The organism is Novosphingobium percolationis (assembly GCF_020179425.1).
In the GTDB taxonomy this organism is placed as follows: domain Bacteria; phylum Pseudomonadota; class Alphaproteobacteria; order Sphingomonadales; family Sphingomonadaceae; genus Novosphingobium; species Novosphingobium percolationis.
In genome coordinates, this window is record NZ_JAILYM010000003.1 from 390,534 (window position 1) to 417,020 (window position 26,487).

Genomic DNA, 26,487 nt, shown 5'->3' on the forward strand with positions numbered 1-26,487 from the left:
GCGATCAAGGCCAAGCATCAACGGCTGGTGCTGCTCGTCATCGCGCTGGTGGCGCTGGTGGGGGCAGGGCTGCTCGCCGCCTGGGCGCTCAAGAACCAGGCCGCCTATTTCTACGTGCCAAGCGACCTTGCCGCCAATCCGCCCGAACAGGGCCGCGCGGTGCGCCTTGGCGGCATGGTCGAGCGTGGCTCGATCCACAAGGCCGCCGATGGCGTGACCGTCAACTTCATCGTCGGTGATGGCAAGGCGCGTGTGCCGGTCCGCTTTACCGGCATCACCCCCGACCTTTTCGTTGAAGGCTCGGGCGTGGTTGCCGAAGGGCGCATGGAAGGGCAGACCTTCGTCGCCGACAACCTGCTTGCCAAGCACGATGAAAAGTACGTGCCGCGCGAGATGAAGGACATGACCGCCGGACAGGCCAAGCAAGTGGTGGCAGAGACCAAATGATCGCTGAACTGGGTCTTGCCGTCCTGTGGATGGCCGCAGCCCTTGCCGTGCTGCAACTCGTCGCCGGCATTCTCGCGCTGCGCCCCGAAGGGCGGCAGGTGGCAGGTCTCGTGCGCCCTGTCGCTGTCATGCAGGGCGTGCTGGTGGCGGGCGCGCTGGTTGCGCTGATCACGCTGTTCCTGACCACCGACCTGTCGGTCAAGCTGGTGGCCGAAAACAGCCATTCGATGAAGCCGTTCATCTTCAAGCTGGCGGGCACCTGGGGCAACCACGAAGGTTCGATGCTGTTGTGGGTGGCGATCATGGCCGTCGCGGGCGGCTTCGTCGCGCTGGTCGAAAAGCGCCTGCCCGAAAACACCCTGATCGCGACGCTGGCCGGACAGGCCTTCGTCAGCCTCGGCTTCTACGCGTTCCTGCTGCTCGCCTCGAACCCGTTCCAGCGCCTGCCCGAACCCGCGCCCGAAGGCGCCGGGCTCAACCCGCTGCTGCAGGACATCGGCCTCGCCTTCCATCCGCCCACGCTCTACGTCGGCTATGTCGGCCTCTCGATCGCTTTCAGCTTCGCGGTCGGCGCGCTGGTGACGCGCGATGTCGGCCCGGCCTTTGCCCGTGCGATGCGGCCGTGGGTGCTGGGCGCGTGGATCTTCCTGACGCTCGGCATCACGGCGGGGTCGTACTGGGCCTACTACACGCTCGGCTGGGGTGGCTGGTGGTTCTGGGACCCGGTCGAGAACGCCTCGCTGATGCCCTGGCTCGCCGCGACGGCGTTGCTCCATTCCTGCTCGGTCCTCGCCAGCCGCAACGCGCTGAAGGCGTGGACGGTGATGCTCGGCGTCATCGCGTTCTCGATGTCGATGGTCGGCACCTTCCTCGTGCGCTCGGGCATCCTCACCTCGGTCCACGCCTTCGCGGTGGACCCGGAGCGCGGCTCGTTCATCCTCGCGCTGCTGGCGATCTACATCGGCGGCGCGCTGACGCTGTTCGCCCTGCGGGCCTCGACCGTGACCGAAGGCGCGCGCTTCAGCTTCGTGTCCCGCGAAGCCGCGCTCGTGTTCAACAACGTGATGCTCTGCGGCATTCTCGGCATCGTGCTGGTCGGCACGCTCTACCCGCTGCTGACCGAGGCGATGGGGGTCAAGGTCTCGGTCGGCCCGCCCTATTTCAACCCGGTCTCCGCCGTCTTCGCAATCCCGATGATGCTGGTCATGGGTGTCGGCCCGCTGCTGCGCTGGCGGCAGGACAGCTTCGAAGGCAAGGGCGCAGGCCGCATCACGCTGCCCGTGGGCGTCTGCGCGCTGCTGTCGGCCGCCGTGCTGCTGGGCGTCGAACTGCTTGCCCCGCAGATCAAGCTGCTGCCTGCGCTGGGCCTGGCCATTGCTGCGGGCCTCGCCCCGGCCAGCTTCCTTCCCTTGCGGGGGCGCAACCTGCGCCGCACGCCGCTGGCGACCTGGGGCATGGTGTTTGGCCACTTCGGCATCGCGGTCGCACTGTTTGGCATGGCGAGCGAGAGCGCGTTCTCGACCGAGCGCCTCGCCGCGATGCGCCCCGGCGATGTGCAGCAGGTGGGGCCGTACGCCGTGAAGCTCGAAGGCATCGGCCCTGTCGCCGGTCCCAACTGGACCGCGCTGGAAGGCACCGTTTCGGCCAGCTATGCAGGCGCTGCTCCGTCGATCCTGCGCCCGCAGGCGCGCACGTTCTCGAACCCGCCGGGCAACCGGACCGAGAGCGCGCTCAAGACGCGCTGGAACGGCCAGCTCTACGCCGTGCTGGGCGAAGAGGGTGATGATGGCCGCTGGCAGATGCGCTTCTGGTGGAAGCCCTTCGTGCCGATGATCTGGTATGGCGGCGCGCTGATCGCGCTGGGCGGCCTGCTCGCGCTCCTCGGCCGCGTCGCGGCGGACGTTCGTCGCCTCGTCGCCACCGGCAAGATCGCCTATCGCCGCGAAAGGCAGGGCCGATGAGCAACGGTCCTAAGACGAAGCCGAGACTTGCGGTCTGGCTGCCGCTGATCCTGTTCGCGGGATTCTTCGCGCTGGTGATCTGGGGCCTTGTCCGTCCGGCTGACCGCGAGGTTGCCAGCGCCTTCATCGACAAGCCGCTGCCCGAGTTCAATCTGCCGCCTGCGACCGACGAACGCCCGGGCCTTGCCACAGCGACCTTCAAGGCCGGCAAGCCGCGCCTGCTCAACGTCTTTGCCAGCTGGTGCGTGCCCTGTGCGGTTGAATCGCCGCAACTGGCGCAGCTCGCCGGGCAGGGTGTCGAGATCGACGGCGTTGCCATCCGCGACCGCAAGCCCGATGTCGCGCGTTTCCTGGCGCAGAACGGCAATCCCTTCGCGCGCATCGGCAAGGACGATCTTTCGCAGGTCCAGCTCGCCATCGGATCGTCGGGCGTGCCCGAAACCTTTGTCGTCGATGGCAAGGGCGTCATCCGCTACCAGCACATCGGCGAGATCCGCCCCGAGGACGTGCCGCTGATCCTCTCCAAGCTCGAGGAGGCGGCCCAATGACGCGGATGCTGCCGATGAAGCGCCTGCTGATCGCGTTCTGCGCGCTGCTCCTCTCGCCCGCGCTGGCCGCGCAGGATTCGATGCCACCCGCGCCCTACGCCTACCGCCAGCTCGACAACCCGGAGCAGGAGGCCAAAGCACAGGCGCTGATGGAAACGCTGCGCTGCCTCAAGTGCCAGAGCCAGTCGATTGCCGATAGCGACGCCCCCATGGCGGGCGACATGCGCCACCAGGTGCGCACCCGCATCGCCGCAGGCGAAGATCCCGAATCGATCCGTCAGTGGCTGATCGAACGCTATGGCGATTACGTCAGCTATACCCCGCAGGTGAAGCCGATCACCTGGCCGCTTTTCGCTGCGCCGTTCGCGTTTCTCGCGCTTGCCGCGCTGCTGTTGCGCGGACGCTTCCGCAAGAAGGACCAATCGTGACCTGGGCGCTCATCCTGCTGATCGCCGCTGCCGTGTTCGGCATCATGGCCTTCGTCTTCAAGATCCCGCGCGCCGGGTGGGAAATCGCCGGCGCGGCGCTGCTGTTCGGCGTCGCTGGCTATGCGCTGCAGGGCCACCCCGGCTACGCCGGTGCGCCCAAGCAGGCGGTGGAGACCGAAAAGAGCGCCGACGCCGCGCTGCTCAAGCAGCGACAGGAAATGGGCGATGCCTTTGGCAAGGGCGCGTCCTGGCTGACGCTGGCCGATGCGCTGTCGCGGCAGGGCCAGTTCCGCGCTGCCGCTGACGTGCTCAAGGCCGCGCTCGACAAGAACCCCGATGATGCCGACTTGTGGGTCGCCTATGGCAATGCGCTGGTCGGCCACAGCGACGGGCTGATCACGCCCGCCGCGCAATTCGCCTTCCAGAAGGCGGCGAAGATCGCGCCCGATCATCCTGGCCCGCCGTTCTTCATGGGCCTCGCGCTCGCCCAGTCGGGCAAGCTGGCCGATGCGCGCGCGATCTGGGCCGAGCTGCTGCGCCGCTCGCCCGCCGACGCGCCCTATCGCGGCGATCTGCAGGATCGGTTGGCGCGACTCGATGCGATGCTGGCGGTCAGCAGGCAGACCGCGCCGCCATCCGGCCCCGCCGCCGGGCCCGTACCCGCACCGGCCCCCTGAAGCGCCCAGGGAACCGCGCTTCATCAAGGGCGTTGCAGGCAGGCGCCGTCGAGCTTTTAGTCCCATTGCGGGGGCATTGGGGCAGTGCTAAGCGCCGCCCCGGTCCCCGCCAGAGGTCGGTGGGGACGCCATGCGCCGGAATGGACTGGGCAATGGCGGGGGATCGCTTGGCATGAACGACGCCGTTGTTGAGTCTGGAAGCGCAAGCGCCGATTATTCGGGCGATCAGGATGGCGGGCACCATGCCGGGCACGGTCACGGCGGCCATGGCCATGGCGGCCTGCTCAAGATGGCGGTGGGCGCGATCGGCGTCGTCTTCGGCGATATCGGCACCAGCCCGCTCTATGCGCTGCGCGATACCTTTGCCGGGCATCACAAGCTGCCGCTCGATGAACTGCACGTCTACGGCATCATCAGCCTGATGTTCTGGTCGATGATGATCATCGTGACGCTGAAATACGTCTCGGTGATCATGCGCGCCGACAACAAGGGCGAAGGCGGCAGCCTCGCGCTGCTGGCGCTGATCAATCAGCACACCTCGGGCAACCGCTGGGGCAAGGGCATCATCCTGCTCGGCGTGTTCGCGACCGCGCTGTTCTATGGCGATTCGATGATCACGCCTGCGGTGTCGGTGATGGGCGCGATCGAAGGCGTCGCCGTCTACCGGCCGGAAATGCACCCGCTGATCGTGCCGATGGTGGTGGTGATCCTGGTCGGGCTGTTCCTGATCCAGAGCCGGGGTACGGAAAAGGTGGCGACCTTCTTCGGCCCTATCATGCTGCTGTACTTCGGGGTGATCTCGGTGCTGGGCGTCGCCAGCATCATGCAGATGCCGCAAGTTGTGACCGCGCTTTCGCCGCACCATGCCGTCGCCATGTTCATCGCCGATCCGTTTCGGGGCTTTCTCGCCATGGGCGCGGCAGTGCTGGCCGTGACCGGGGCCGAGGCGCTCTACGCCGACATGGGGCACTTCGGGCGCAACCCGATCCGCATGTCGTGGCTTACTTTCGTGCTGCCCGCGCTGGTGCTCAACTATCTGGGCCAGGCCTCGCTGCTGATGCGCAACCCGGCTGCACTGGAAAGCCCGTTCTACTTCCTGGCGCCCGAATGGTTCCAGTGGCCGTTGCTGATCCTCGCCAGCCTTGCCGCCGTCATCGCCTCGCAGGCGGTGATCTCGGGCGCGTTTTCGGTGACGCAGCAGGCGATCCAGCTCGGCTTCATCCCGCGCATGACGATCAAGCACACGTCCACCGCGGCGGGCCAGATCTACATTCCGGTGATCAACTTCGCGCTGATGATCGCGGTGATCCTGCTGGTGCTGGTGTTCCAGCGCTCGTCCAATCTCACGGCGGCCTATGGCATCGCGGTGACCGGGGCGATGCTGATCGACAACTTCCTCCTGGCGGTCGTGCTGTTCAAGCTGTGGCACTGGAAGAAGCCGCTGGCGATCGGCCTGCTGCTGGTGTTCTTCACCATCGATGCGGGCTATCTCGGCGCCAACCTCACCAAGATTCCCGATGGCGGATGGGTGCCGCTGCTGATGGGCGTGGCGATCTTCACGCTGCTGACCACCTGGTCGCGCGGGCGTGCGCTGATGCGGCAGGGTATGGCCGAAGGCACGATCCCGCTGGAGGTCTTCACCAAGTCGGCGCACTCCAGCGCCACCCGCGTACCAGGCACGGCCGTGTTCATGGCCTCGACCGCGGCAGGGGTGCCCTCGGCGCTGCTCCACAACATCAAGCACAACAAGGTGCTGCACGAACGGATCGTCATCCTGACGGTCAAGATCGACGACGTGCCTTATGTCGATCCCGGCCAGCGTTCGGCGGTCAAGGACTTCGGCAACGGTTTCTACCGCCTGGCCTTGCGCTTCGGCTTCCTTGAGGAAACTGACGTGCCTGCTGCGCTCAAAGGCGTGACGATGTGCGGCGAACCGTTCGACATGATGAAAACCAGCTTCTTCCTGTCGCGCCAGACGCTGATCCCCTCGGACAAGCCGGGCATGGCCATCTGGCGTGAAAAGCTGTTCGCGTGGATGTTGCGCAACGCCGCCAGTGCAATGGAGTTCTTCCGCCTGCCGACCAACCGCGTGGTGGAACTGGGCAGCCAGTTGAAGATTTGAACTCATGACGCCATCGCTCGGTCGGGATATTTCTTGCGCGGGCCATTGGCATTGCGGGGCAGGGTGATAGATTCAGCCCCTGAACAGGGACTTTGCCGACGACATCATGCCGGATTCCGCAATGCTGCTGGAAATCCTCGACGCGCAGCTGGAGATGGTGTGCCGTTTCCGCGCCGATGGGACGATCCTTTTCGTCAACCGGGCCTATGCCGCCAGCATCGGCGAGCAGCCGGAGGCGCTTGCCGGGCGCAGCCTGTGGGATTTCGTGAGGGGCGAGGATCGCGCGTCGGTTCAGGCGCAGCTCGATCGGCTCACGCCCGACAATGTCGAAGTCACCATCGAGAACCATTTCGAGACCAGCGATGGGCCGCGGTGGACCTTGTGGCGCAACCACGCGCTCGCCTTCGATGCGCAGGGGCAGTTGCTGATCGCGCAGTCGACCGGGATCGACATCACCGAGCGGCGCCTGCTCGAGGAGCGGACCGCTCTGCTGATCGACGAGCTGAACCACCGTGTGAAGAACACGCTGATGGTGGTGCAGGCCATGGCCCAGCAGACCTTCCGCGATGTCCATCTGCCCGCGCAGCCCGTGGCCAAGTTCAACGAGCGCCTGTCCGCGCTGGCCGGGGCCCATACCATGCTCAGCCGCGCCAACTGGGGTGGCAACACGCTTGACGAGATCGTGCGGCAGGGCACCGCGATCTGCCGACGTGGCAGCGTCGTCGCGCAGGGGCCCGAGATCCTGATTCCCGCTGGGCCCACCGTGCCGCTGATCATGGTGCTGCACGAACTGTCGACCAACGCGATGAAGTACGGCGCGCTCTCGAACGAACATGGCTGGGTCGAGATCGACTGGACCTGCGATTGCGGCGGCGAACGGGTCGGGCTGGTCTGGCGCGAACTGGGCGGGCCCGCCGTGGTCGCGCCTACGCGCAAGGGGTTCGGTTCCCGCATGATCGAAGGTGCGGTCGCCCGCCAGCTCAGTGGCGAGGCGGAGGTCGACTACGCACCCGACGGGCTCGTATGCCGGTTCGCTTTTCCGCTGGGTCAGCACGCATGACGCTGGCAGCAAGGCGCATTCTCGTGGTCGAGGACGAATTCATCGTCGCTGCGATGATCGGCGATTTTCTCGAAGATGAAGGTGCGGTGGTGGTCGGTCCGGCAGGAACGCTTGCCGAAGGGCTCGATCTGGCGCGGGACGAAGCGCTCGATGCCGCCGTACTCGACTGGAACCTGGGGGGCGAACCCGGCGCCCCTATTGCCCGCGCCCTGCGTGAACGCGGCGTGCCTTTCGTCATCGCCACCGGCTATGGCACTGTGCAGGAAGAATTTTCAGACGTGACAGTGCTTTCCAAGCCGTACCAGCCGGGCAAGCTCATCCAGGAGCTGGCCCGGCTGATCGACCTGTGACCGCTTAGTCGGCCTTCGACTTCGAAACTGGCTCGTTCTGCAAGGTGGATTCGGCTTCCGCCGCGCCCTGCTTCACATGCGCCCCCATCTTGTCGGCGGCAGCGGCGGCCTTGTCGGCAGCAGCGCCCGCCTTGTCGACGGCGTCACTGGCGGCATTGCCAACGGCGTCAGCGCTGGTGCTGGCGGCAGCCGCGGCATCGGTCGCGGCGACCGAGACGTCCTCGGCAGCCGACGAGGCGGTTTCGGCGGCGTTGTCCTGGGTCTTTTCGGAGCAGGCGGCGAGCGACAGGGCGCCGGCGGCGGCGACGGTCATCGTGGCGATGGAAAACTTGCGCATAGAGGGTCTTGCTCCAATCCCTGAAAGGTCATGCCACGCGCTTCGCAAGCGCCGACATGGCCCGCCAACGCAGAGCCTGCAGAAGCGTTCCCCAACAACGTGTTCGGCGCGCCGTCCGGGGGGACGACGCGCCGTTCAGAGTGCCTTAGGTGTCGCTCTGGGTGGTTTAGGTGTCGTTCAATCGACGCATCTAAATCAGCCCAGGCCGAAATCAGCCGAGGTTGGCGCTTGCCATGCAGTAGAGCATCGGCAGCGACAGCAGCAGGTTGGTGCGGCTGGCGATCAGCGCGCGCGGGGCGGCAGCAGCCTTTTCTTCCGCGGTGGCGTCAACGATGCCGAGGATCTTCTTCTGGGCGGGCCAGATGATGAACCACACGTTGAAGGCCATCACGATGGCGAGCCACATTCCAACGCCGATCAGCTTGACGTTGCCTTCGCCGGTCAGGGTCAGCGCGGCATGGCCATAGCCATCGACGATCGAGATGCCGAGGCCGGTCAGCAGCGTGAACAGCGCGGCATAGCGGAAGAAGAAGAACACCTTGGGCGCGATGTGTCCGGTGATTGCACCCTTCTGTTCGGCAGGGATCGACGGCATCGTCGGCACCTGCACGAAGTTCAGGTAGTAGAGCAGGCCGATCCACAGGATGCCGAAGAACACGTGCATCCAGCGCAGGATCGAGTTGGGATCGACCGGCGCGCTGTCCGCGAAGCCGAGCATGACGGCAATGGCGGCGACAAGGCCGATGCCGAACACGAGGTTGAGATTGCCGAAGAGCTTGGCCATTCTTTTTTCCCCCAATTATCAATATCTTGAAACGGCCCCGCAGCACACGGCGAGCCATTCGCGGCGGAGCCTAGCCGCCGTGGGGAAAATGTCACACTATTTTAGGGTTGCGACAAGCCGTTTCAGTCGTGCGGCGGGTTCTGCTCAACCTCGACCGGGCCTTCTTCGCCCAGCCCGTGACGCATCAGCATGGGGATCTGCGCGAAGGTGAACAGGAAGGAGAGGGCGGTCACGCCCCACAGCTTGGCCTGCAGCCAGCCGTCGAAGCTGAGGGTATGGCGCAGCACTTCGTTGAGCCCCGCGAGGAACAGGAAGAAGAAGGCCCAGTTGCGCGACAGCTTCATCCAGCCTTCGTGGGACAGGCCATCGAACGCGCTTTGCAGCAGCGTGCGCAGCACCGCCTTGCCGCGCCAGAGCCCACCGAACAGCACGGCGGCAAACAGCAGGTAGATCGCGGTCGGCTTGACCTGGATCCAGAATGGATCACCCAGCAGCACCGTCAGCGTGCCGAAGCCCATGATCAGCGCAGTCGAGAGCCAAAGCATCGGCGAGATCTTGCCCAGCCGCCACTTCGACACGACCAGCGCAACCACCGTCGCGCCCATGAAGGCCAGCGTCGACTTGGTGACGGCCACCGCCGCGCCAAGGTCCATTCCGCTGCCGCCGCCCTTGGGGCTGAACATCCGGTAGGCGAGGAAGAACACCAGCAGCGGGCCGTAATCGACCGCGAGGTTGATCCACGAGGATTTGGGCTTGTCGGATCTGGGCTTCTCGACGCTCACTGGAACACCCCTGCGATGACCTTGGCGAGGAGATCGGGATCGAACGGGCGCAGGTCGTCGATCTTTTCGCCGACGCCGATGGCATGGATCGGCAGGCCGTACTGTTCTGCCGCTGCAACGAGGACGCCGCCACGCGCGGTGCCGTCCAGCTTGGTCATGATCAGGCCGGTGACGCCCGCGACTTCCTTGAAGATCTCGATCTGTTGCAAGGCATTCTGGCCGTTGGTGGCATCGAGCACCAGCACTACGTCGTGCGGGGCTTCGGGGTTGAGGCGGCCCAGCACGCGACGGATCTTGGCGAGTTCGTCCATCAGCTCGCGCTTGTTGTGCAGGCGCCCGGCAGTGTCGACGATCAGCGCGTCGATGCCGGTTTCGGTCGCGGACCTGACCGCATCGAACACGATCGAGGCGGGATCGCCGCCTTCGGGGCCGGTGGTGATGGGAACGCCCAGACGGTCGGCCCAGACCTTCAGCTGGCCGATCGCGGCAGCGCGGAAGGTGTCGCCCGCCGCGAGCATCACGCCATAGTCCTGTTCCTGGAACAGGTGCGCCAGCTTAGCGATAGTGGTGGTCTTGCCCGAACCGTTGACGCCGATCACGAGGATCACCTGCGGGCGGGGGAAAGCCACGATATCGAGCGGCTTTGCCACGGGGCGCAGGATCGCGGCGATTTCCTCGGCCACGGCTTCGCGGATTGCGCGATCGTCGATGCCGGCGTCGAAACGCGCGGCGGCGAGCCTGGCGCGGATACGGGCCGCAGCGCGCGGACCGAGGTCGGAGAGGATCAGCGCGTCCTCGATATCGTCCAACTGTTCGTCGGTCAGGCGGGTGCTGCCGGAAAACCCGGCGAGGTTGCCGACGAGGCGTTCCGAGGTCTTGCGGAAGCCGCCGAGCAGACGATCCGACCAGCTTTCGCTACTCATGCCAGCATTCCTTCGACGATCCTTGTAGGGCTGAGTGTGACGAGGCTGCCGGGCGCGGTGCCTTCCGGCAGCAGGTAGGGGGCGAAGTCCGGGGCATGGCCGGTGCCGTCGCGTTCGGCAAGCACCAGCGCCGGTTTTCCGACGCGCGAGGCGAGCCAGCGTTCCCGCATGACGGCGACGGCGGCACGCACTTCGGCGGCCCTTTGGCGGACCAGCGGCGGCGGAACCTGCGGCATCCGCGCGGCAGGCGTGCCGGGGCGTGGCGAATAGGGAAAGACGTGGCCGTGGACGATGCGGCAGGCTTCGACGATCGAGACGTTGTCGGCGTGCATGGCTTCGTCCTCGGTCGGAAAGCCCGCGATCAGGTCCGCGCCGAGCGCGATGTCGGGGCGGGCGGCGTGGAGCCGTTCGGCCAGCGCGATGGCTTGTGCGCGACTGTGGCGGCGCTTCATGCGCTTGAGGATCATGTCGCTGCCCGACTGGAGCGAAAGGTGGATGTGCGGCATCACGCGTGGCTCGCCGGTGATGCAATCAAACAGCAGCCCGTCGATTTCGATCCCGTCGAGCGAGGACAGGCGCAGACGGGGAAGCGTGGGGAAGGCGGCCAGGATCGCGGCGACGAGATCTCCGAGGCGGGGGCCATCGGCCAGGTCCGCACCCCAACTGGTCACGTCGACGCCGGTCAGGACCACTTCGTTGACGCCCAGCGCGAGGTGGCCTTCAACCACGTGCAGCACCTGCGCGATGGGCAGCGAGCGGCTTGCGCCCCGGCCTTGGGGAATGATGCAGAAGGTGCAGGCATGGTCGCAGCCGGTCTGGACGGGGACGAAGGCGCGGGTGTGGTGGGCGCTGGGGCGGGGTGTGGTCGCGTGTTGAGAACGGTCCCAGTCTTCGCTTGGATGACGGGGTGGCCGCCATGACGAAGCTTCTGCCTTGGCGTAATTTGGCACAACGCCGTCGACTTCGGCCATTGCGGCGAAGGCGGCGGGTTCGATGGTGGCGGCGCAGCCGGTGACGAGCAGGCGCGCCTGCGGGTGATCTCGGCGCAGGCGACGCACCGCGCGGCGCGACTGGCGTACGGCTTCGGCGGTGACGGCGCAGGAATTGACCACCACCGTCGGCGGCGCACCTGCCAGCGCTGCGCGGATCGCCTCGCTTTCGGCAAGGTTCAGCCGACAGCCGAGGGTGACGACTTCAACGGTCACGCCGGCCCCTTCATGCCGGATAGTCCGTGTCCTCGAACGTGCCTTCGAAGCTCGTGGCGGCAGGGCCGGTCATCAGGATCGCATCGTCGGCGGTCCATTCGATGACGAGGGGGCCGCCGGGCAGGTCGACCCGGACCCTGCGACCCGTCAGCTTGCGCCGCATCGCGCCGATCGCGGTGGCGCAGGCGCCGGTGCCGCAGGCACGGGTCAGGCCGACGCCGCGCTCCCAGACGTGGAGCCTGAGATGGTCGGGCGCGACGAGACTGGCGACGTTGACGTTGATGCGGGCCGGGAACAGCGGGTCGGTTTCGATCTGCGGGCCAAGCCGCGCGAGATCGACCGCATCGGCATCGGGCACGAAGAAGATCACGTGCGGATTGCCGACGTTGACGGCGGTTGGCGCGGTCAGGTCTTCCCAGCCGACGGGCATGGTCAGCGTGTCCATCGCATAGGCCAGCGGGATCGCGTTCCAGTCGAAGCGGGGCGTACCCATGTCGACGGTGACGCCGGCGGGCCCTGCCTCGGAGCGGATCAGTCCGCCCAGCGTCTCGATCGTCTGCGTGCCGCCCAGCAGCAGGCCGACCGCGCGGCTGGCGTTGCCGCAGGCTTCGACTTCGCTGCCGTCCTGGTTGAAAATGCGCATCTTCACGTCGGCCTGCGTCGAAGGTTCTAGCACGATCAGCTGGTCGCAGCCGATGCCGGTGCGGCGGTCGCCCAACGCGGCGGCGCGGCGGGCGCTCATGGGCACGGCTTGCGCGCGCGCGTCGATCACGATGAAATCGTTGCCGAGGCCATGCATCTTGCGGAAGGGTATGCGCATGGCGCGCGATCTAGGCCCGCGCGGGCTTCGGTGCAATGCGCTTGGCGCGTGCCATCAGCCGTGCGCGGCGCGCGGGGGCTCGGATTGTGCCGCGGGGGCCGTCGCAGCGGCGGCGAGCATGTGGCTGTCGGCGAGCGCGCGGCGCACGTCCTCGGCGCTTTCCGGCTCCCCGTAGAGATAGCCCTGGCCCTTGAAGTTGCCGTACTTCTGAAGTTCGGCGAGGATCACGTCGCTTTCGATGCCCTCGGCGGTGATCGGCAGGTCCATGCCGCGCCCGAGCGAGGAGATCGCCTCGACGATGGTCGAGCTGTCCTTGTTGCGGCCCAGCGTGGAGACGAAGCTGCGGTCGATCTTGATCCGGTCGAAAGGAAGCGTGCGCAACTGCGCGAGGCTGGAATAGCCTGTGCCGAAATCGTCGAGGCTGATGGTGATGCCCTGGTTGCGCAAGCTGGTGATCAGCGAGCGCACCACGCCGATGTTTTCGTGCAGGCAGGTCTCGGTAATCTCGATGTCGAGGCGGCTGGGCGGGAAATTGGCTTCGACCAGCAGCTTCAGGATCTTCTGCGCGAACCACGGATCGCGCAACTGGATCGGCGAGATGTTGACCGAGAGCGACAGCTTCGCGTCCCATTCGCGCGCATCGAGCAGCGCCTGGCGGATCAGGCCTTCGGACATAGGCGCGATCACGCCCATTTCCTCGGCGACGGGGATGAACACTTCGGGGCTGACGAGGCCGAAGCGCGGGGATCGCCAGCGGGCCAGCATCTCGAAGCCGGTCAGCTCCCCGGTGGCAAGGTCGATCTGCTTTTCGTAGTAGGGCACGAATTCGCCGCGCTCGATGCCTTCGCGGATGCCGCGTTCCAGCTCGGCGCGGAATTGCAGTTCGCGCTCCATCGACGGATCGAACCAGCAGTAGCGGTGACGGCCGCCCTTCTTGGCCTGATACATCGCGAGATCGGCGCGGTGCTGCAGCCGGTGCGACAGCGCACGCGCGGACGTGTCGGGCACGATCTCGCTGCGGGCAAGGCCGATCGAGCCGGTGATCTCGATCTTGGTGTCGTTCCAGCAGATCGGCAACGCGATCGCCTCGTTGAGGCGGGCGGCGAGGTTCTCGATCGCGGCGACGTGGCCCGGCGCGAAGGCGGCGGCGCAGGTGAACTCGTCGCCACCAAGGCGCGCCAGCACCGAACGTTCGGGCAGCAGCGCGCGGATGCGGCGTGCGGTCTCGACCAGGACGGCATCGCCGGCCTGATGGCCGTGAAGGTCGTTCGAGCGCTTGAAGCGGTCAAGGTCGATCATGGCGAGGACCACGTCCTCCCCCCTCTGCGCGGCCTCGGCGATCAGGTCCTCCACCGCGCAGTCGAGGCTGCGCCGATTGAGGCAGCCGGTCAGCGGGTCGGTTTCTGCGAGCAGGCGAGCGTGTTCCTCGGCCTTGCGGCGTTCGCGCACTTCGCCGGTCAGTTCGGCATAGCGGCGCCAGCCGAAGATGATCAGCGCGATGTTGAGGATCAGCGCGTTGCCGAGCATGGCGTCTGCGTGGCCCTCGCCGTAGAGGTAGCTGCGCGCGATGCTGCCCAGCACGGTCGAGCCGGTGCCGACGAACAGCAGGATCGCGGCGACCAGGATGCCCAGCGCCACGACATCGCGTTCGGCGCGATCGAGCGGGGCGGACTCGGGTCCGCCGCCCATGCCGGTCGTTTCGTTGCCGTTCATCACGTACTGCCCCGTGCCTTTCGAAAAGCCTGCGCAATCCTACGAAGTCGTCCTCAATATTTGGTTAAGCGCAGGGAACCGGAGGTGGGTTGGGGCGCGACACTTGCGCTGGGGGGCGATCGGGCGTAAGCGCAGCCGCAATCGCGACCATCCACGGATGGCCCGCGACCGATTCGACGATGGCCGATGATGCCACACGCTGGTCTGCGAGGTTTCGCACACCGGCGTTTTTGGCGTTTTGCGGCTGTAAGGAGTGTGGCGCGTGTTCGATAGTCTGTCAGACCGGCTTGGCGGCGTCTTCGATCGCCTGCGCGGTCGTGGCGCGCTTCAGGAAGAAGACGTTCGCGCGGCCATGCGCGAAGTGCGCATCGCGCTGCTCGAAGCCGACGTCGCGCTGCCGGTGGTCCGCCGCTTCGTCGACCAGGTGACCGAACAGGCGATCGGCCAGCACGTGCTGCGCTCGGTCACGCCGGGACAGCAGGTCGTCAAGATCGTCAACGACGCGCTGGTCGAGATGCTGGGCGGCGGCGCTGCCGAGCTGGACCTGAACGCCGCGCCGCCGGTGGTGATCATGATGGTCGGCCTGCAAGGCTCGGGCAAGACCACCAGCACCGCCAAGATCGGCAAGCTGCTCAAGGAAAAGCAGGGCAAGAAGGTCCTGATGGCGTCGCTCGACGTCAACCGCCCGGCGGCACAGGAGCAGCTCAAGGTGCTGGGCGAGCAGGCGGGCGTGGGCACACTGCCGATCGTGGCGGGTCAGCTGCCGGTCGAGATCGCCACGCGCGCGCTGAATGCCGCCAAGCTGCAGGCGGTGGACGTGCTGCTGCTCGATACGGCGGGCCGTCTCCACGTCGATCAGGCACTGATGGACGAGATGAAGGCGGTCGCCGCCGTCTCGTCCCCGCGCGAAACGCTGCTGGTGGTCGATTCGCTGACCGGCCAGGACGCGGTCAACGTGGCGCAGTCGTTCGCGGGCGAAGTCGACCTGACCGGCGTGGTGCTGACCCGCATGGACGGCGATGCGCGCGGCGGTGCGGCGCTGTCGATGCGGGCCGTTACCGGCAAGCCGATCAAGTTTGCCGCGACGGGCGAAAAGCTCGACGCGATTGAGGCCTTCCATCCCGAGCGCGTGGCCGGTCGCATCCTCGGCATGGGCGACATCGTCTCCATCGTCGAAAAGGCGGCGGCGACGATCCAGCAGGAAGACGCCGAAAAGCTCGCGGCGCGGATGGCCAAGGGTCAGTTCGACATGAACGACCTGCGCACCCAGCTGCGCCAGATGCAGAACATGGGCGGCCTCGGCGTGCTGGCGGGCATGATGCCGGGCATGAAGAAGGCCAAGGCAGCGATGGCGCAGTCGGGCATGGACGACAAGGTCCTGCTCCACATGGATGCGATCATCGGTTCGATGACGCCCAAGGAGCGCGAGCGCCCCGAACTGCTCAATGCCAAGCGCAAGATCCGCGTGGCCAAGGGTTCGGGTACGCAGGTGCAGGACATCAACAAGCTGATCAAGATGCACCAGGAAATGGCCAAGGCCATGAAGCAGATCAGGAAGATGGGCGGATTGAAGGGCCTTGGCGCCCTCTTCGGCAAGGGCGGCCTTGGTGCGGCCATGCCGGGTCTCGACCAGCAGATGGGGCCGGGTGGCCTCGGCGGTCTGGGCGGCGGAATTGGCGGTCTTCCGGGATTGGGCGGCGGGATGCCGGGCAATCTGGGTGACCTGCTCAAGAAGAAATAAGTTTTATCCAGTTTATTCGAAAGGTGAAGTAAATGTCTGTTTCCATGCGTCTTTCGCGCGGCGGTTCCAAGAAGCGTCCGTACTACAAGATCGTCGTTTCGAACAGCCGCGCCCCGCGTGACGGCAAGTATCTCGAGCAGGTCGGCACCTACAACCCGCTCCTCGCCAAGGACGACGCCAACCGCGTGCGTCTGGTCGAAGACCGCGTGCGTTACTGGATCGGCGTTGGCGCTCAGCCGACCGACCGCGTCGCCCGTATGCTCGACAAGGCCGGGCTGAAGGAACGCACCCCGACCAACAACCCGCAGAAGGCCGAGCCGGGCAAGAAGGCCAAGGACCGCGCCGAGGAAAAGGCCGAGAAGCTGCGTGAGGCCGAAGAGGCCGCTGCTGCCGCTGCCGCCGAAGCTGCTGCTCCGGCTGAAGCGCCGGCTGAAGAAGCCGCCGCTGACGAAGCGACGGAAGCCTGAGCTTGCGCGACCGTCCCGTCACGCTGGCCGCCATCACCGGCGCGCACGGAGTGACGGGGGACGTCCGCCTGAAGCTGTTCGGGGAAGGCGTGGAGGCGCTCAAGCGCTACCGTGCCTTCAACGCTTCCACGTTGACGGTTGCCAAGCTGCGCGATGACGGCAAGGGCGGCGCGATCGCCCGCTTCGTCGAAGTGGCGGACCGCACCGCGGCGGAAAAGCTGCGGGGCACGGCGCTGACCGTGCCCCGTTCGTCGCTGCCCGCGCTGGCAGAGGGCGAATACTATCATGCCGACCTGATCGGCCTGCCCGCCGTTTCGACCACGGGCGATCCGCTGGGCGAGTGCATCGCGGTCGACAACTACGGCGCGGGCGACGTGCTCGAAATCCGCCGCCCCGCGACGGAAGACGGCAAGCCCGGCAAGCGCTTCATGGTGCCGATGCGGCCAGAGGCTGTGCCCGACTGGAACCACGAACGGCTGCTGATCGAAGCCGCCTTCGCCGAAGATTGAGCGCGTGTCTCTGGTCCTGATCGTGCTGGTGCTGATCGTGCTGCCGGCTGTGCTGGCGACGATCTTTTCGTGGGGGATCGCCGCGAAATTCCCCGTCACGCCACGCTGGCAGCGCGTGGCGCTGGCGGCGCTGCCGGCAGGGCTTGCCCCGGTGACGCCGGGACTGATCGCCGTGTGGCGCGCTTATCGCCTGACCACACTCGTGCCGCTGGGCGCGGTGTTCACGCTCGGCCTGATCGTGGCCTTGGTCGTGGGCGTGCCTGCGGCCTGGTGGGCGACGCGGGGGCGCGTGCAGGGAACGGCGGACAAGGTGACTTTCGAATGACCTTCGCCGCCACCGTTCTCACGCTCTATCCCGAGATGTTTCCCGGCCCCCTGGGCGTCAGCCTTGCCGGACGGGCGCTGCGCGAGGGGACGTGGGCGATGGACGCGGTGCAGATCCGCGACTTCGCCATCGACAAGCACAAGACCGTCGACGACACGCCCGCAGGCGGCGGGGCGGGGATGGTGTTGCGCGTGGACGTGCTGGCCAAGGCCATCGATTCTGCGCGCGAGGCCCATCCCGGTTGCCCGGTGATCGCGATGACGCCGCGCGGGAAACCGCTGACGCAGGAGCGCGTGCGCGAGCTTGCCGAGGGGCCGGGCGTGATCGTTCTGTGCGGACGGTTCGAGGGATTTGACGAGCGGATCTTCGAAGGCCGGAACGTCGAGGAAGTGTCCGTTGGCGACATCGTGCTGTCGGGCGGGGAATGCGCCGCGCTGATGCTGCTCGATGCTTGCATTCGGCTGCTTCCCGGCGTAATGGGCGCGGCTTCAAGCGGGCATGAGGAGTCGTTCGAGAACGGTCTCCTGGAATACCCGCACTATACCCGACCCGCTGAGTGGGAAGGGCGCACGATCCCTGAAGTGCTGCGATCGGGGGATCATGCGAAAATCGCAGGATGGCGGAAACGTCGTTCGGAAGACGATACACGGCTACGCAGGCCAGACCTTTGGGAGCGCCACACCGGCGTTCGGGTCCAGCCTGCCTCTGGTGCGCGGCACGAAGTGCAGGACGATTGAAAAATGAACCTGATTCAGCAGCTTGAAGCTGAAGCCATCGCCGAATTCAAGGCGAAGAAGAGCATTCCCGAATTCCGCGCGGGCGACACCGTGCGCATCGGCGTGCGCGTTGTCGAAGGCGAGCGCACCCGCGTTCAGGCCTACGAAGGCGTGTGCATCGCGCGTTCGAACCGTGGCCTCGGCTCGAACTTCACTGTTCGCAAGATATCGTTTGGCGAAGGTGTGGAGCGCGTGTTCCCGCTCTACTCGCCCAACATCGATTCGATTACCGTCGTTCGCCGGGGCGTCGTGCGCCGTGCGAAGCTTTACTACCTGCGTGGTCGGACCGGCAAATCGGCGCGTATTGCCGAGCGCAAGGTCACCAAGACCGACGCGAAGGCTTGACCAGGAGGGGCCTAGGCCCACGCCTAACGGATCGAACCCCGTAGAAAAGGCGTCCTGGCTCAACCGCCGGGGCGCCTTTTTCGCATCCGGGGGACCGCGCCAGACCGTCGGCAAACGGGACATTGGAAGGCCGAAAGGCCAATTGGCTTGGCTGGGGGCAACCAGCCGCTAAGGAACGGTCGCGAGGTGCCCGCAAGGCGGGCGGGGCCGTCGCCCAAGGAGTGCTTGAAATGGGTTATCGGGTAGTCGTCGTCGGCGCCACGGGCAACGTGGGCCGCGAAATGCTGAACATCCTCGCCGAGCGCGAGTTCCCCTGCGACGAGATCGCCGCTGTCGCCTCGCCCCGTTCGCAGGGCATCGAGATCGAGTATGGCGACACCGGTCGGATGCTGAAGGTCCAGAACGTCGAACACTTCGACTTCACCGGCTGGGACATCGCGCTGTTCGCTGCAGGTTCTGAACCCACCAAGATCTATGCGCCCAAGGCAGCCTCGCAGGGCTGCGTGGTGATCGACAACTCGTCGCTCTATCGCATGGACCCGGACGTGCCGCTGATCGTGCCCGAGGTGAACCCCGACGCCATCGACGGCTACAAGGCCAAGAACATCATCGCCAACCCCAACTGCTCGACCGCGCAGATGGTCGTGGCATTGAAGCCCCTGCACGATGCCGCAACGATCAAGCGCGTCGTCGTATCGACCTACCAGTCGGTGTCGGGCGCGGGCAAGGAAGGCATGGACGAACTGTTCGAGCAGAGCCGCGCGATCTTCGTCGGCGATCCGGTCGAACCGAAGAAGTTCACCAAGCAGATTGCCTTCAACGTGATCCCCCACATCGACGTCTTCCTGGATGATGGTTCGACCAAGGAAGAATGGAAGATGGTCGCAGAGACCAAGAAGATCCTCGATCCCAAGGTCAAGGTGACGGCGACCTGCGTGCGCGTGCCGGTGTTCGTGGGTCACTCCGAGGCACTGAACATCGAGTTCGAGAACGAGATCTCGGCCGAGGAAGCGCAGAACATCCTGCGCGAAGCACCGGGCGTGATGCTCGTCGACAAGCGCGAGAACGGCGGATACGTGACCCCGATCGAATGCGTTGGCGATTTCGCCACGTTCATTTCGCGCGTCCGCGAGGACAGCACGATCGACAACGGCCTGAACATCTGGTGCGTTTCCGACAACCTGCGCAAGGGTGCGGCGCTGAACGCGGTGCAGATCGCCGAGTTGCTGGGCCGCCGTCACCTCAAGAAGGGCTGATTTCCCTCTTCCTCAGGCGTTTCGAGGCCCCGTCCGCACAGATATGCGGGCGGGGCCTTCGCGTATCTGGCTAAAGCTGCTTTCCCAACTCATAAACTAGAGATTGTTGCCCACCCCCATTGCCGCCATTGGGTCGGACCCGGTATGGCGTCGACCGGCTGAGGGACCCGACCACGGGACCGAAGGGGGATGAATGCTGGAGCACTTCGACGTTTTGCACGGAGTCGCGGGGCTGCTGGTCGGCGTACTGGTCGGATTGACCGGCGTCGGCGGCGGATCGCTGATGACGCCGATCCTGGTGCTGCTGTTCGGCGTGAACCCGGCAACGGCGGTCGGCACGGACCTGCTGTTCGCCTCGGTGACCAAGATCGCGGGTGGCTTCGTCCATAACCGGCACGAAAGCGTCGACTGGAAGATCATGCGCCGACTGGCCTTCGGCAGCGTGCCCGCAGCGATCGTGACGCTGATCGCGATTTCCACCTTCGGCAAGCTGGGCAAGGACACCAGCCACGTGATCCTGACCGTGCTGGGCGCGATGCTGGTGCTGACGGCGGTGGCCACATTGTTTCAGAAGAAGCTCGCCGTGTTTGCCAAAAGCCACGAGCGGCTGGACGATACGAGCGCGATCATGCCCACCATCGCGCTAGGCATGGTGCTGGGCGTCGCCGTTTCCATCTCGTCAGTGGGCGCGGGCGCGATCGGCGTGACTGCGCTGCTGATGCTCTACCCGGCGCTACGCGTGTCGCGCATTGTCGGCACCGACATCGCCCACGCCGTGCCGCTGACGCTGGTGGCGGGCTTCGGCCACTGGATGATTGGCGGGGTGGACTCGACGCTGCTGCTCAACCTGCTGATGGGCTCGATTCCGGGGGTGGCCGTGGGAAGTCTGTTGTCCACGCGCTCGCCCGATCATATCCTGCGGCCCGCGCTGGCGGCTGTCCTGCTGGCATCGGGGTTCAAGCTGCTCACTTCATGACCGTTACCACCGAATATTTCGAAGGCTATGGCCAGACCCGGCTCGCGTTGCATCGCATGGGCGAGGGGCGACCGCTGGTGCTGCTGCACGGGCTGTTTTCCTCCGCGCACGTGAACTGGGTGAAGTTCGGCACGGCGGCGAAGCTGGCGGCCGCAGGGTTCGAATGCCTGATGCCGGACCTGCGCGTGCATGGGGAAAGCGCCGCGTCGCACGATCCGGCGGACTATCCCTCAGATGTGCTGGCGCGCGATCTGGAGGCGCTTGTGGGGCATCTGGGGCTGGACGATTTCGATCTGGGCGGATTCTCGCTCGGCTCGCGCACGTCTGCTCGGGCAGTGATCGGTGGCCTGCGGCCGCGCAAGCTGATCCTGGCGGGCATGGGGCTTGAAGGCCTTGCCGGATGGGCCAAGCGGCAGGATTTCTTCATCGACGTAATCGATCGCTTTGGCACGATCCGCCCCGGTGATCCGGCCTATGTCTCGCAGCAGTTCCTCAAGACCATGGACGTCGATCGCGTGGCCGCACGGCTGCTGTTGCAGACCATGGCCGATACTGCGCCGGAACAGCTGTCGGCCATCTCGATGTCCACGCTTGTACTCTGCGGAGACAAGGACAACGATAACGGCTCCGCCGACCGGCTGGCCGAATCGCTGCCGAACGCCCGTCGAGCCACGATTCCCGGTACGCACATGAGCAGCGTCACCATGCCTGAACTGGGGCAGGAGATGGTTACATTCCTGACCACTTCGGCTTGACCTGAAACGACCACGGGCTAACCAAGGGGCAGCAGCGCCGCGACAGATGCGACGTGATGACAAGCTCTTAGGGAGTGCCCCTCGATGAAGTCCCTCGTTTCCGTACTCGCGCTTGCCGCGGCAACGCTTGCGGTTCCCGCTGTCGGGCAGACCGCGCCTGCTCCCGCCCCTTCCGCTGCCGACTGGATGAAGTCTGCCGAAAAGGATCTCTACGACGCCACGCTGAAGTCGGGCCGCAACGAGTGGATCTACGAGACCTACATCACCGACGATACGGAATCGCTGGCGGCTGAATCGAACGCATCTTTCAATGCGTTGCAGGTGCTCCAGGCCAAGCAGGCGGCGGACTATGCCAAGGCGGGCAACCTTTCGCCCGAACTGGCGCGCAAGCTGGTCATGCTGCGCACCTCGATCACCAGCCCCGCGCCGACCACGCCGGGCGCGGCCGAGGAGTTCGCCACGTTGCAGGCGCGCATCCAGGGGATGTACGGCAAGGGCAAGGGCACGCTGAAGGGGCAGCCGATCAACGGCAGCGACATAGAGGCGGCGATGGGCACCAATCGCAACCCCGACGAGTTGAAGGAGATGTGGATCAGCTGGAACGATAATGTCGGCAAGCCGATGAAGGCCGACTACGCCCGGATGATGGAAATCTCCAACGCGGGCGCGCAGGAGCTGGGCTTTGCCGATACCGGTGCGCTGTGGCGGTCGAACTATGACATGACGCCCGAAGCCTTTGCCGCGCTGACCGAGAAGATCTGGAACGAGGTCAAGCCGCTCTACCAGCAGTTGCACTGTTACACGCGCACCAAGCTGAACGAGAAGTACGGCGATGCGGTGCAGGCGAAGACCGGGCCGATCCGCGCGGACCTGCTGGGCAACATGTGGGCCCAGGAATGGGGCAACATCTATGACGTGGTTGCCCCGGCGGGCGCGGGCGACATCGGCTATGACGTGGGCGAGTTGCTGACGGCCAAGGGCTATGACCCGATCAAGATGGTGAAGGCGGGCGAGGGCTTCTATTCCTCGCTCGGCTTCGATCCTCTGCCTGCCTCGTTCTGGCAGCGTTCGCAGTTCACCAAGCCGCAGGACCGCGAAGTGGTGTGCCACGCCTCTGCCTGGGATCTCGACAACAAGGACGACCTGCGCATCAAGATGTGCATCAAGGTGAACGGCGACGACTTCACCACGATCCACCACGAACTGGGACACAACTATTACCAGCGCGCCTACAACAAGCAGGACACGCTGTACCTGAACGGTGCCAACGACGGCTTCCACGAAGCCATTGGCGATTTCATCGCGCTGTCGATCACGCCCGAATATCTCGTCCAGATCGGCCTGCTCGATCGCGCCAAGGTGCCGCCCGCGGCCAAGGACACCGGCCTGCTGCTGCGCCAGGCGATGGACAAGGTGGCGTTCCTGCCCTTCGGCCTGCTGATCGACCGCTGGCGCTGGGGCGTGATGGATGGCTCGATCAAGCCCGACAACTATGAAGCTGCGTGGAACGACATGCGCCTGAAGTATCAGGGCATCGTGCCGCCCGCCGCGCGGCCCGCCGATGCCTTCGATCCGGGCGCGAAGTACCACATCCCCGGCAACGTGCCCTACACGCGCTACTTCCTTGCGCGCGTGCTCCAGTTCCAGTTCTTCGAAGCGGCGTGCAAGCAGGCCGGTTGGAAGGGGCCGCTCCACCGTTGCAGCTTCTATGGCAACAAGCAGGTGGGCGAGAAGCTGAACGCGATGCTGGCGATGGGCGCGTCCAAGCCCTGGCCCGATGCGCTCGAAGTGTTCACCGGCAGCCGCGAGATGAGCGGCAAGGCGATGATTCGCTACTTCGCCCCGTTGCAGAAGTGGCTGGCCGCCCAGAACAAGGGTAAGGATTGCGGCTGGTAAGAAATCCTGATTTCTGAAGCGCTTGAAGGGGGCGCGGCAAGCCGATCAAGGTGCTTGCCGCGCCCCTTTCTTTATGAGACGTTCGGGGCAACAAAAGAAAAATCGAGGATGCCCTGATGAAGTCGAACATCGACTCGTTCTGCAGGCTTATTGCGTCCGGCGCCCTTCTGCTGCCGTTCGCCGCTCAGGCAGCTGAGCCTGTTTCTGCCCCCGTAACGGCCATGCAGCCGCAGAGCGTCGTGGCCGCGCTCAAGAGCCTTGGCCACGACGCCGCGCTCGTCGCGGATTCGTCGGGTGATCCGCTGGTGCAGGTGGACATCGGCGGCTGGCGCACGCAAGTCGTATTCTATGACTGTAACGAGATCACCCACGAAGGCTGCCAGTCGCTGCAATTCAACGCCAGCTTCGTGCCCGATCGCCCGTTCGACGCGCAGAAGGCCGCAGCCTTCGTGCGCGACAACCGCTTCGGCGCGGTGTCGGTGGGCGAGGACAAGTCGGTCAACATGACGTGGGACGTGGTGACGGGCGAGGGGATCAATCCGTCCGTCTTCGCGCTCGTGGTCAAGAGCTTCGGCATGGCGCTCGACACCATCGGCAGCGAGGCGTTCACGCCCGGTCGCGCGCCCCAGTTGGCGAGTGCGGCGACGCGGTAGGGCTTACCGGAACGCCGGTTCGTTGCCAGCGGCCGCAGCCCGTTAGCGGAACGGCGGTTCGTTGAACGCGCGCAGCTTGCGGCTGTGAAGGCGCGGGCCTTCTTCGCGCAGCAGGGCGCAGGCGGTTGTGCCGATGGCGAGGTGCGCGGCGATGGCTTCTTCGTAGAAGCGGTTGGCCTGCCCCGGCAGCTTGATCTCGCCGTGCAGCGGCTTGTCCGACACGCACAACAAAGTGCCGTAGGGCACGCGGAAGCGGTAGCCCTGCGCGGCGATGGTGGCGCTCTCCATATCGATCCCCACCGCGCGGCTGAGCGACAGGCGGCGCGCCGAATGGGCATATCGCAGTTCCCAGTTGCGATCGTCGGTGGTGACGATGGTGCCCGTCCGCATCCGCATCTTGAGATCGGTGCCACCGGTGCCCGAGACCATCTCCGCTGCCTTCTGCAAGGCGACCTGTACTTCGGCGATGGCGGGGATAGGGATTTCCGGCGGCAGCACCGGATCTAGCACGTGATCGTCGCGCAAGTAGGCGTGGGCCAGCACGTAGTCGCCGATCTTCTGCGTGGGGCGCAGGCCGCCACAGTGGCCGATCATCAACCAGGCTTCGGGGCGCAGCACGGCCAGGTGGTCGCAGATCGTCTTGGCGTTTGATGGGCCGACGCCGATGTTGACGAGCGTGATGCCCGAACGGTCGGGCGCGATCAGGTGGTAGGCCGGCATCTGGTGCCGCCGCCACGCCGTGTCCGAGAGCCGCTCGCGCGCATCCGCCGTGGCGGCGTCGAGGTGGAGCCCGCCCGCGCCGGTCAGGGCAACATGACGCTCGCCATCGATCTGCTGGCCCGCCCAGTCGACGAATTCGTCGACATAGCGGTGGTAATTGGTGAACAGCACATAGCGCTGGAAATCCTCGGGCCGAGTGCCGGTATAGTGGGCGAGTCGGGCGAGGCTGAAATCGGTGCGCAAGCCGTCGAACAGCGAGAGGGGCAGCGGGCCATCGCCCGCACGCCATTCGCCGTCAGCAATCTCGTCGCCGATGTGCGCAAGGTCGGTCGCGGGGAAGTGCTGGGCCAGATCCTGCGGGCTGACGCCCGCGATCTGCGCGCCATAGGCGCCGTCGAGCACGTAGGGGAAGGGGATCTCCTGCGCGGAGGGGCCGACGGTGATCTCCACTTCGTAACCGCTGCGGATCAGGTCGATCTGCTCCGCCAGATAGGTGGCGAACAGCGCCGGACGCGTGACGGTGCAGGCATAGTCGCCACGCTGGGTCAGGCGGCCGAAGGCGCGCGGCGCGGTTTCCTTGCGCGCTTCACCGGCAAAGTGGATGCGCAGTTCGGGGTAGCAGTAGCTGCCATCGCGCCGCCGTTCGGGCGGGGGCGGTACGCCCTCGTTGGCGAAGGCGGCGATGTCGGTGCGCAACAGGGCCACGGCTTCGTCGTAGTGGCGAGACAGTGTTGCGATGATCGTTTCGGCAGGTTCCATCGCGCCCAGCCTAGCCCGGCTGCAGGGCAGAGCAAAGACACTGCGCACCAGCGAAAGCGCGTGACAGGATGGACGGCCCTGATCATGATAGCGCTGTCAGAAACAAGGGAGATGGATCGGCAATGGGCAAGGCAGTCCTTTTGGTAGCAGTGGCGGCGTTCGGGTGGAGCGCTGCGGCGCAAGCGCAGAACACCAGCGCCACGCCCGCGCCGGTGATCGACGTGCACATGCACGCGATAGACGATGCGCCTTGGGCGGTGCCGGTCTGCCCCAATCAGGCACGGTTCGAGGCCTCGGACCCCAAGAATGGTCCCGAAGCCTCGTTCGGCTGGAGCCACGAGGAATGCAGTCCCAAGCTCTATCCCGCGCCGAAGGGGCAATACCGTGCGATGGTGCTGGCCGAAATGGAGCGGCTGAACGTGCGCGGCGTGGTCTTTGGCAAAGTCGAGGACGTGAAGGCTTGGGCGGCCGCCTCGCCCGCGCGGGTCATTCCGGGCACGGCCTTCGGCCCGGTCGCCACCAGCGATCCGGCGAAGGAGTTGAAGATGCTGGAAGTCGCCTTCACGAAGGACGGCTTCAAGGTGATGGGCGAGATCGGCCTGCAGTACGAAAACATCTCGCCGTCGGACCTGCGCGTCGATCAGTATTTTGCGCTGGCTGAAAAGCTCGACATTCCGGTGGCGATCCACATGGGCACCGGTGGTTCGGGCCGCGCCAACGTGTACATGCCGGGCTATCGCGGTTCGATGGGCAATCCGCTGCTGCTGGAAGACCTGCTGGCGCGCCATCCGAAGCTGCGCGTGCAGGTGATGCACGCAGGCTATCCGATGATCGACAACATGCTGACGGTGCTCCAGGCCAACAGCCACGTCTATGTCGATATCGCGGGCCTGATCTGGAGTTATCCGCGCAAGGAAGTGAACCGCTATATCGAGCGGCTGGTCGATGCAGGGTTCGGTGACCGTGTCATGTTCGGCACCGATCAGCTCGCCTGGCCGGGGCTGATGGCCTATTCGATCGGGCTGATCCAGAATGCGGACTATCTGGCGCCGGAGCAGAAGCGCGACATTCTGTACAACAACGCGGCGCGGTTCCTGCGGCTGGATGCGAAGTAGGGGCGGCTAGGGCCGCGAACGACGATGATCCCCAGAC

The 26,487-nt window shown here is 65.8% G+C and carries 28 protein-coding genes; 20 read left to right on the top strand and 8 right to left on the bottom strand.

The genetic code is table 11. The annotated features are described in order from the left end of the window. Window positions 1–3 precede the first annotated feature (3 nt). From ccmE to K3A84_RS10365, 8 genes are all read left to right on the top strand, one after another. Window positions 4–447, top strand: coding sequence for a cytochrome c maturation protein CcmE (gene ccmE, locus K3A84_RS10330; protein WP_225009435.1), 444 nt, complete (start codon window positions 4–6; stop codon window positions 445–447). After that, window positions 444–2,408: a heme lyase CcmF/NrfE family subunit gene (locus K3A84_RS10335; protein ID WP_225009260.1), complete on the top strand. Its 1,965-nt coding sequence runs from the start codon at window positions 444–446 to the stop codon at window positions 2,406–2,408. The genes ccmE and K3A84_RS10335 overlap by 4 nt, the downstream gene beginning before the upstream one ends. Further along, window positions 2,405–2,956: a DsbE family thiol:disulfide interchange protein gene (locus K3A84_RS10340; RefSeq protein WP_225009261.1), complete on the top strand. Its 552-nt coding sequence runs from the start codon at window positions 2,405–2,407 to the stop codon at window positions 2,954–2,956. The genes K3A84_RS10335 and K3A84_RS10340 overlap by 4 nt, the downstream gene beginning before the upstream one ends. 5 nt (window positions 2,957–2,961) lie before the next feature. Continuing rightward, complete coding sequence (locus tag K3A84_RS10345; protein WP_225009436.1) at window positions 2,962–3,384, top strand: cytochrome c-type biogenesis protein; 423 nt, start codon at window positions 2,962–2,964, stop codon at window positions 3,382–3,384. Next, a complete protein-coding gene (locus K3A84_RS10350; RefSeq protein ID WP_225009262.1) occupies window positions 3,381–4,061 on the top strand; it encodes a tetratricopeptide repeat protein in 681 nt (226 codons plus the stop codon). The genes K3A84_RS10345 and K3A84_RS10350 overlap by 4 nt, the downstream gene beginning before the upstream one ends. A 172-nt stretch (window positions 4,062–4,233) precedes the next feature. Continuing rightward, entirely contained in the window at window positions 4,234–6,183 is a 1,950-nt protein-coding gene (locus K3A84_RS10355; protein WP_225009263.1) for a potassium transporter Kup, read from the top strand. A 106-nt stretch (window positions 6,184–6,289) separates the two neighbouring features. Further along, a complete protein-coding gene (locus K3A84_RS10360) occupies window positions 6,290–7,243 on the top strand; it encodes a sensor histidine kinase (RefSeq protein ID WP_225009264.1) in 954 nt (317 codons plus the stop codon). Next, complete coding sequence (locus K3A84_RS10365; protein ID WP_225009265.1) at window positions 7,240–7,593, top strand: response regulator; 354 nt, start codon at window positions 7,240–7,242, stop codon at window positions 7,591–7,593. Before K3A84_RS10360 ends, K3A84_RS10365 begins: the two co-directional genes overlap by 4 nt. A gap of 4 nt (window positions 7,594–7,597) precedes the next feature. Here the strand turns inward: K3A84_RS10365 and K3A84_RS10370 are convergent, their stop codons facing one another. The 7 genes from K3A84_RS10370 to K3A84_RS10400 all read right to left on the bottom strand — a co-directional run bounded on the left by K3A84_RS10370 (window position 7,598) and on the right by K3A84_RS10400 (window position 14,157). Further along, window positions 7,598–7,930 (bottom strand): hypothetical protein, encoded by a 333-nt coding sequence (locus K3A84_RS10370; protein WP_225009266.1) that lies wholly within the window; start codon window positions 7,928–7,930, stop codon window positions 7,598–7,600. 211 nt (window positions 7,931–8,141) lie between these two features. Beyond that, window positions 8,142–8,714, bottom strand: a complete 573-nt coding sequence (locus tag K3A84_RS10375; RefSeq protein ID WP_225009267.1) for a urate hydroxylase PuuD — start codon at window positions 8,712–8,714, stop codon at window positions 8,142–8,144. 122 nt (window positions 8,715–8,836) lie between these two features. Next, window positions 8,837–9,496, bottom strand: a complete 660-nt coding sequence (locus tag K3A84_RS10380; RefSeq protein WP_225009268.1) for an inner membrane-spanning protein YciB — start codon at window positions 9,494–9,496, stop codon at window positions 8,837–8,839. Beyond that, entirely contained in the window at window positions 9,493–10,419 is a 927-nt protein-coding gene (gene ftsY / locus K3A84_RS10385; protein ID WP_225009269.1) for a signal recognition particle-docking protein FtsY, read from the bottom strand. The genes K3A84_RS10380 and ftsY overlap by 4 nt, the downstream gene beginning before the upstream one ends. Continuing rightward, the gene (locus tag K3A84_RS10390) at window positions 10,416–11,624 is read right to left on the bottom strand and encodes a MiaB/RimO family radical SAM methylthiotransferase (RefSeq protein ID WP_225009270.1); all 1,209 of its coding nucleotides are present in this window, start codon (window positions 11,622–11,624) and stop codon (window positions 10,416–10,418) included. Before K3A84_RS10390 ends, ftsY begins: the two co-directional genes overlap by 4 nt. A 10-nt stretch (window positions 11,625–11,634) precedes the next feature. Beyond that, complete coding sequence (gene dapF, locus K3A84_RS10395) at window positions 11,635–12,444, bottom strand: diaminopimelate epimerase (RefSeq protein WP_225009271.1); 810 nt, start codon at window positions 12,442–12,444, stop codon at window positions 11,635–11,637. 54 nt (window positions 12,445–12,498) lie between these two features. Further along, window positions 12,499–14,157, bottom strand: a complete 1,659-nt coding sequence (locus K3A84_RS10400) for a putative bifunctional diguanylate cyclase/phosphodiesterase (RefSeq protein WP_225009272.1) — start codon at window positions 14,155–14,157, stop codon at window positions 12,499–12,501. 262 nt (window positions 14,158–14,419) lie between these two features. On the opposite strand from K3A84_RS10400, the gene ffh reads away from it, so the two are divergent. From ffh to K3A84_RS10455, 11 genes are all read left to right on the top strand, one after another. After that, window positions 14,420–15,898 carry a signal recognition particle protein gene (ffh, locus tag K3A84_RS10405; RefSeq protein WP_225009273.1) on the top strand — a complete coding sequence of 493 codons (1,479 nt, stop codon included), beginning with the start codon at window positions 14,420–14,422 and terminating at the stop codon, window positions 15,896–15,898. Between the two features lie 32 nt (window positions 15,899–15,930). After that, entirely contained in the window at window positions 15,931–16,365 is a 435-nt protein-coding gene (rpsP, locus tag K3A84_RS10410; RefSeq protein WP_225009274.1) for a 30S ribosomal protein S16, read from the top strand. Between the two features lie 2 nt (window positions 16,366–16,367). After that, the gene (rimM, locus tag K3A84_RS10415; RefSeq protein WP_225009275.1) at window positions 16,368–16,874 is read left to right on the top strand and encodes a ribosome maturation factor RimM; all 507 of its coding nucleotides are present in this window, start codon (window positions 16,368–16,370) and stop codon (window positions 16,872–16,874) included. A gap of 4 nt (window positions 16,875–16,878) precedes the next feature. Continuing rightward, window positions 16,879–17,199 carry a hypothetical protein gene (locus tag K3A84_RS10420; RefSeq protein ID WP_225009276.1) on the top strand — a complete coding sequence of 107 codons (321 nt, stop codon included), beginning with the start codon at window positions 16,879–16,881 and terminating at the stop codon, window positions 17,197–17,199. Continuing rightward, entirely contained in the window at window positions 17,196–17,936 is a 741-nt protein-coding gene (trmD, locus tag K3A84_RS10425) for a tRNA (guanosine(37)-N1)-methyltransferase TrmD (RefSeq protein ID WP_225009277.1), read from the top strand. Before K3A84_RS10420 ends, trmD begins: the two co-directional genes overlap by 4 nt. Window positions 17,937–17,939: 3 nt before the next feature. Beyond that, a complete protein-coding gene (gene rplS, locus K3A84_RS10430) occupies window positions 17,940–18,320 on the top strand; it encodes a 50S ribosomal protein L19 (RefSeq protein WP_225009278.1) in 381 nt (126 codons plus the stop codon). A gap of 230 nt (window positions 18,321–18,550) precedes the next feature. Beyond that, on the top strand, window positions 18,551–19,576 hold the full coding sequence (locus K3A84_RS10435) for an aspartate-semialdehyde dehydrogenase (protein ID WP_225009279.1): 1,026 nt from the start codon (window positions 18,551–18,553) through the stop codon (window positions 19,574–19,576). A 193-nt stretch (window positions 19,577–19,769) separates the two neighbouring features. Continuing rightward, window positions 19,770–20,552 (top strand): sulfite exporter TauE/SafE family protein, encoded by a 783-nt coding sequence (locus K3A84_RS10440; RefSeq protein WP_225009280.1) that lies wholly within the window; start codon window positions 19,770–19,772, stop codon window positions 20,550–20,552. Continuing rightward, a complete protein-coding gene (locus K3A84_RS10445) occupies window positions 20,549–21,307 on the top strand; it encodes an alpha/beta fold hydrolase (protein ID WP_225009281.1) in 759 nt (252 codons plus the stop codon). Before K3A84_RS10440 ends, K3A84_RS10445 begins: the two co-directional genes overlap by 4 nt. Window positions 21,308–21,391: 84 nt before the next feature. Next, window positions 21,392–23,203, top strand: coding sequence for a M2 family metallopeptidase (locus K3A84_RS10450; protein WP_225009282.1), 1,812 nt, complete (start codon window positions 21,392–21,394; stop codon window positions 23,201–23,203). Window positions 23,204–23,424: 221 nt separating this feature from the next. Further along, complete coding sequence (locus tag K3A84_RS10455; RefSeq protein ID WP_225009283.1) at window positions 23,425–23,856, top strand: YbjN domain-containing protein; 432 nt, start codon at window positions 23,425–23,427, stop codon at window positions 23,854–23,856. A 42-nt stretch (window positions 23,857–23,898) separates the two neighbouring features. Here the strand turns inward: K3A84_RS10455 and K3A84_RS10460 are convergent, their stop codons facing one another. Continuing rightward, window positions 23,899–25,335, bottom strand: a complete 1,437-nt coding sequence (locus tag K3A84_RS10460) for an AMP nucleosidase (protein WP_225009284.1) — start codon at window positions 25,333–25,335, stop codon at window positions 23,899–23,901. A gap of 122 nt (window positions 25,336–25,457) precedes the next feature. Between K3A84_RS10460 and K3A84_RS10465 the strand changes: the two genes are divergently transcribed. Continuing rightward, complete coding sequence (locus K3A84_RS10465) at window positions 25,458–26,450, top strand: amidohydrolase family protein (protein WP_225009285.1); 993 nt, start codon at window positions 25,458–25,460, stop codon at window positions 26,448–26,450. The last annotated feature ends 37 nt before the right edge of the window (window positions 26,451–26,487 follow it).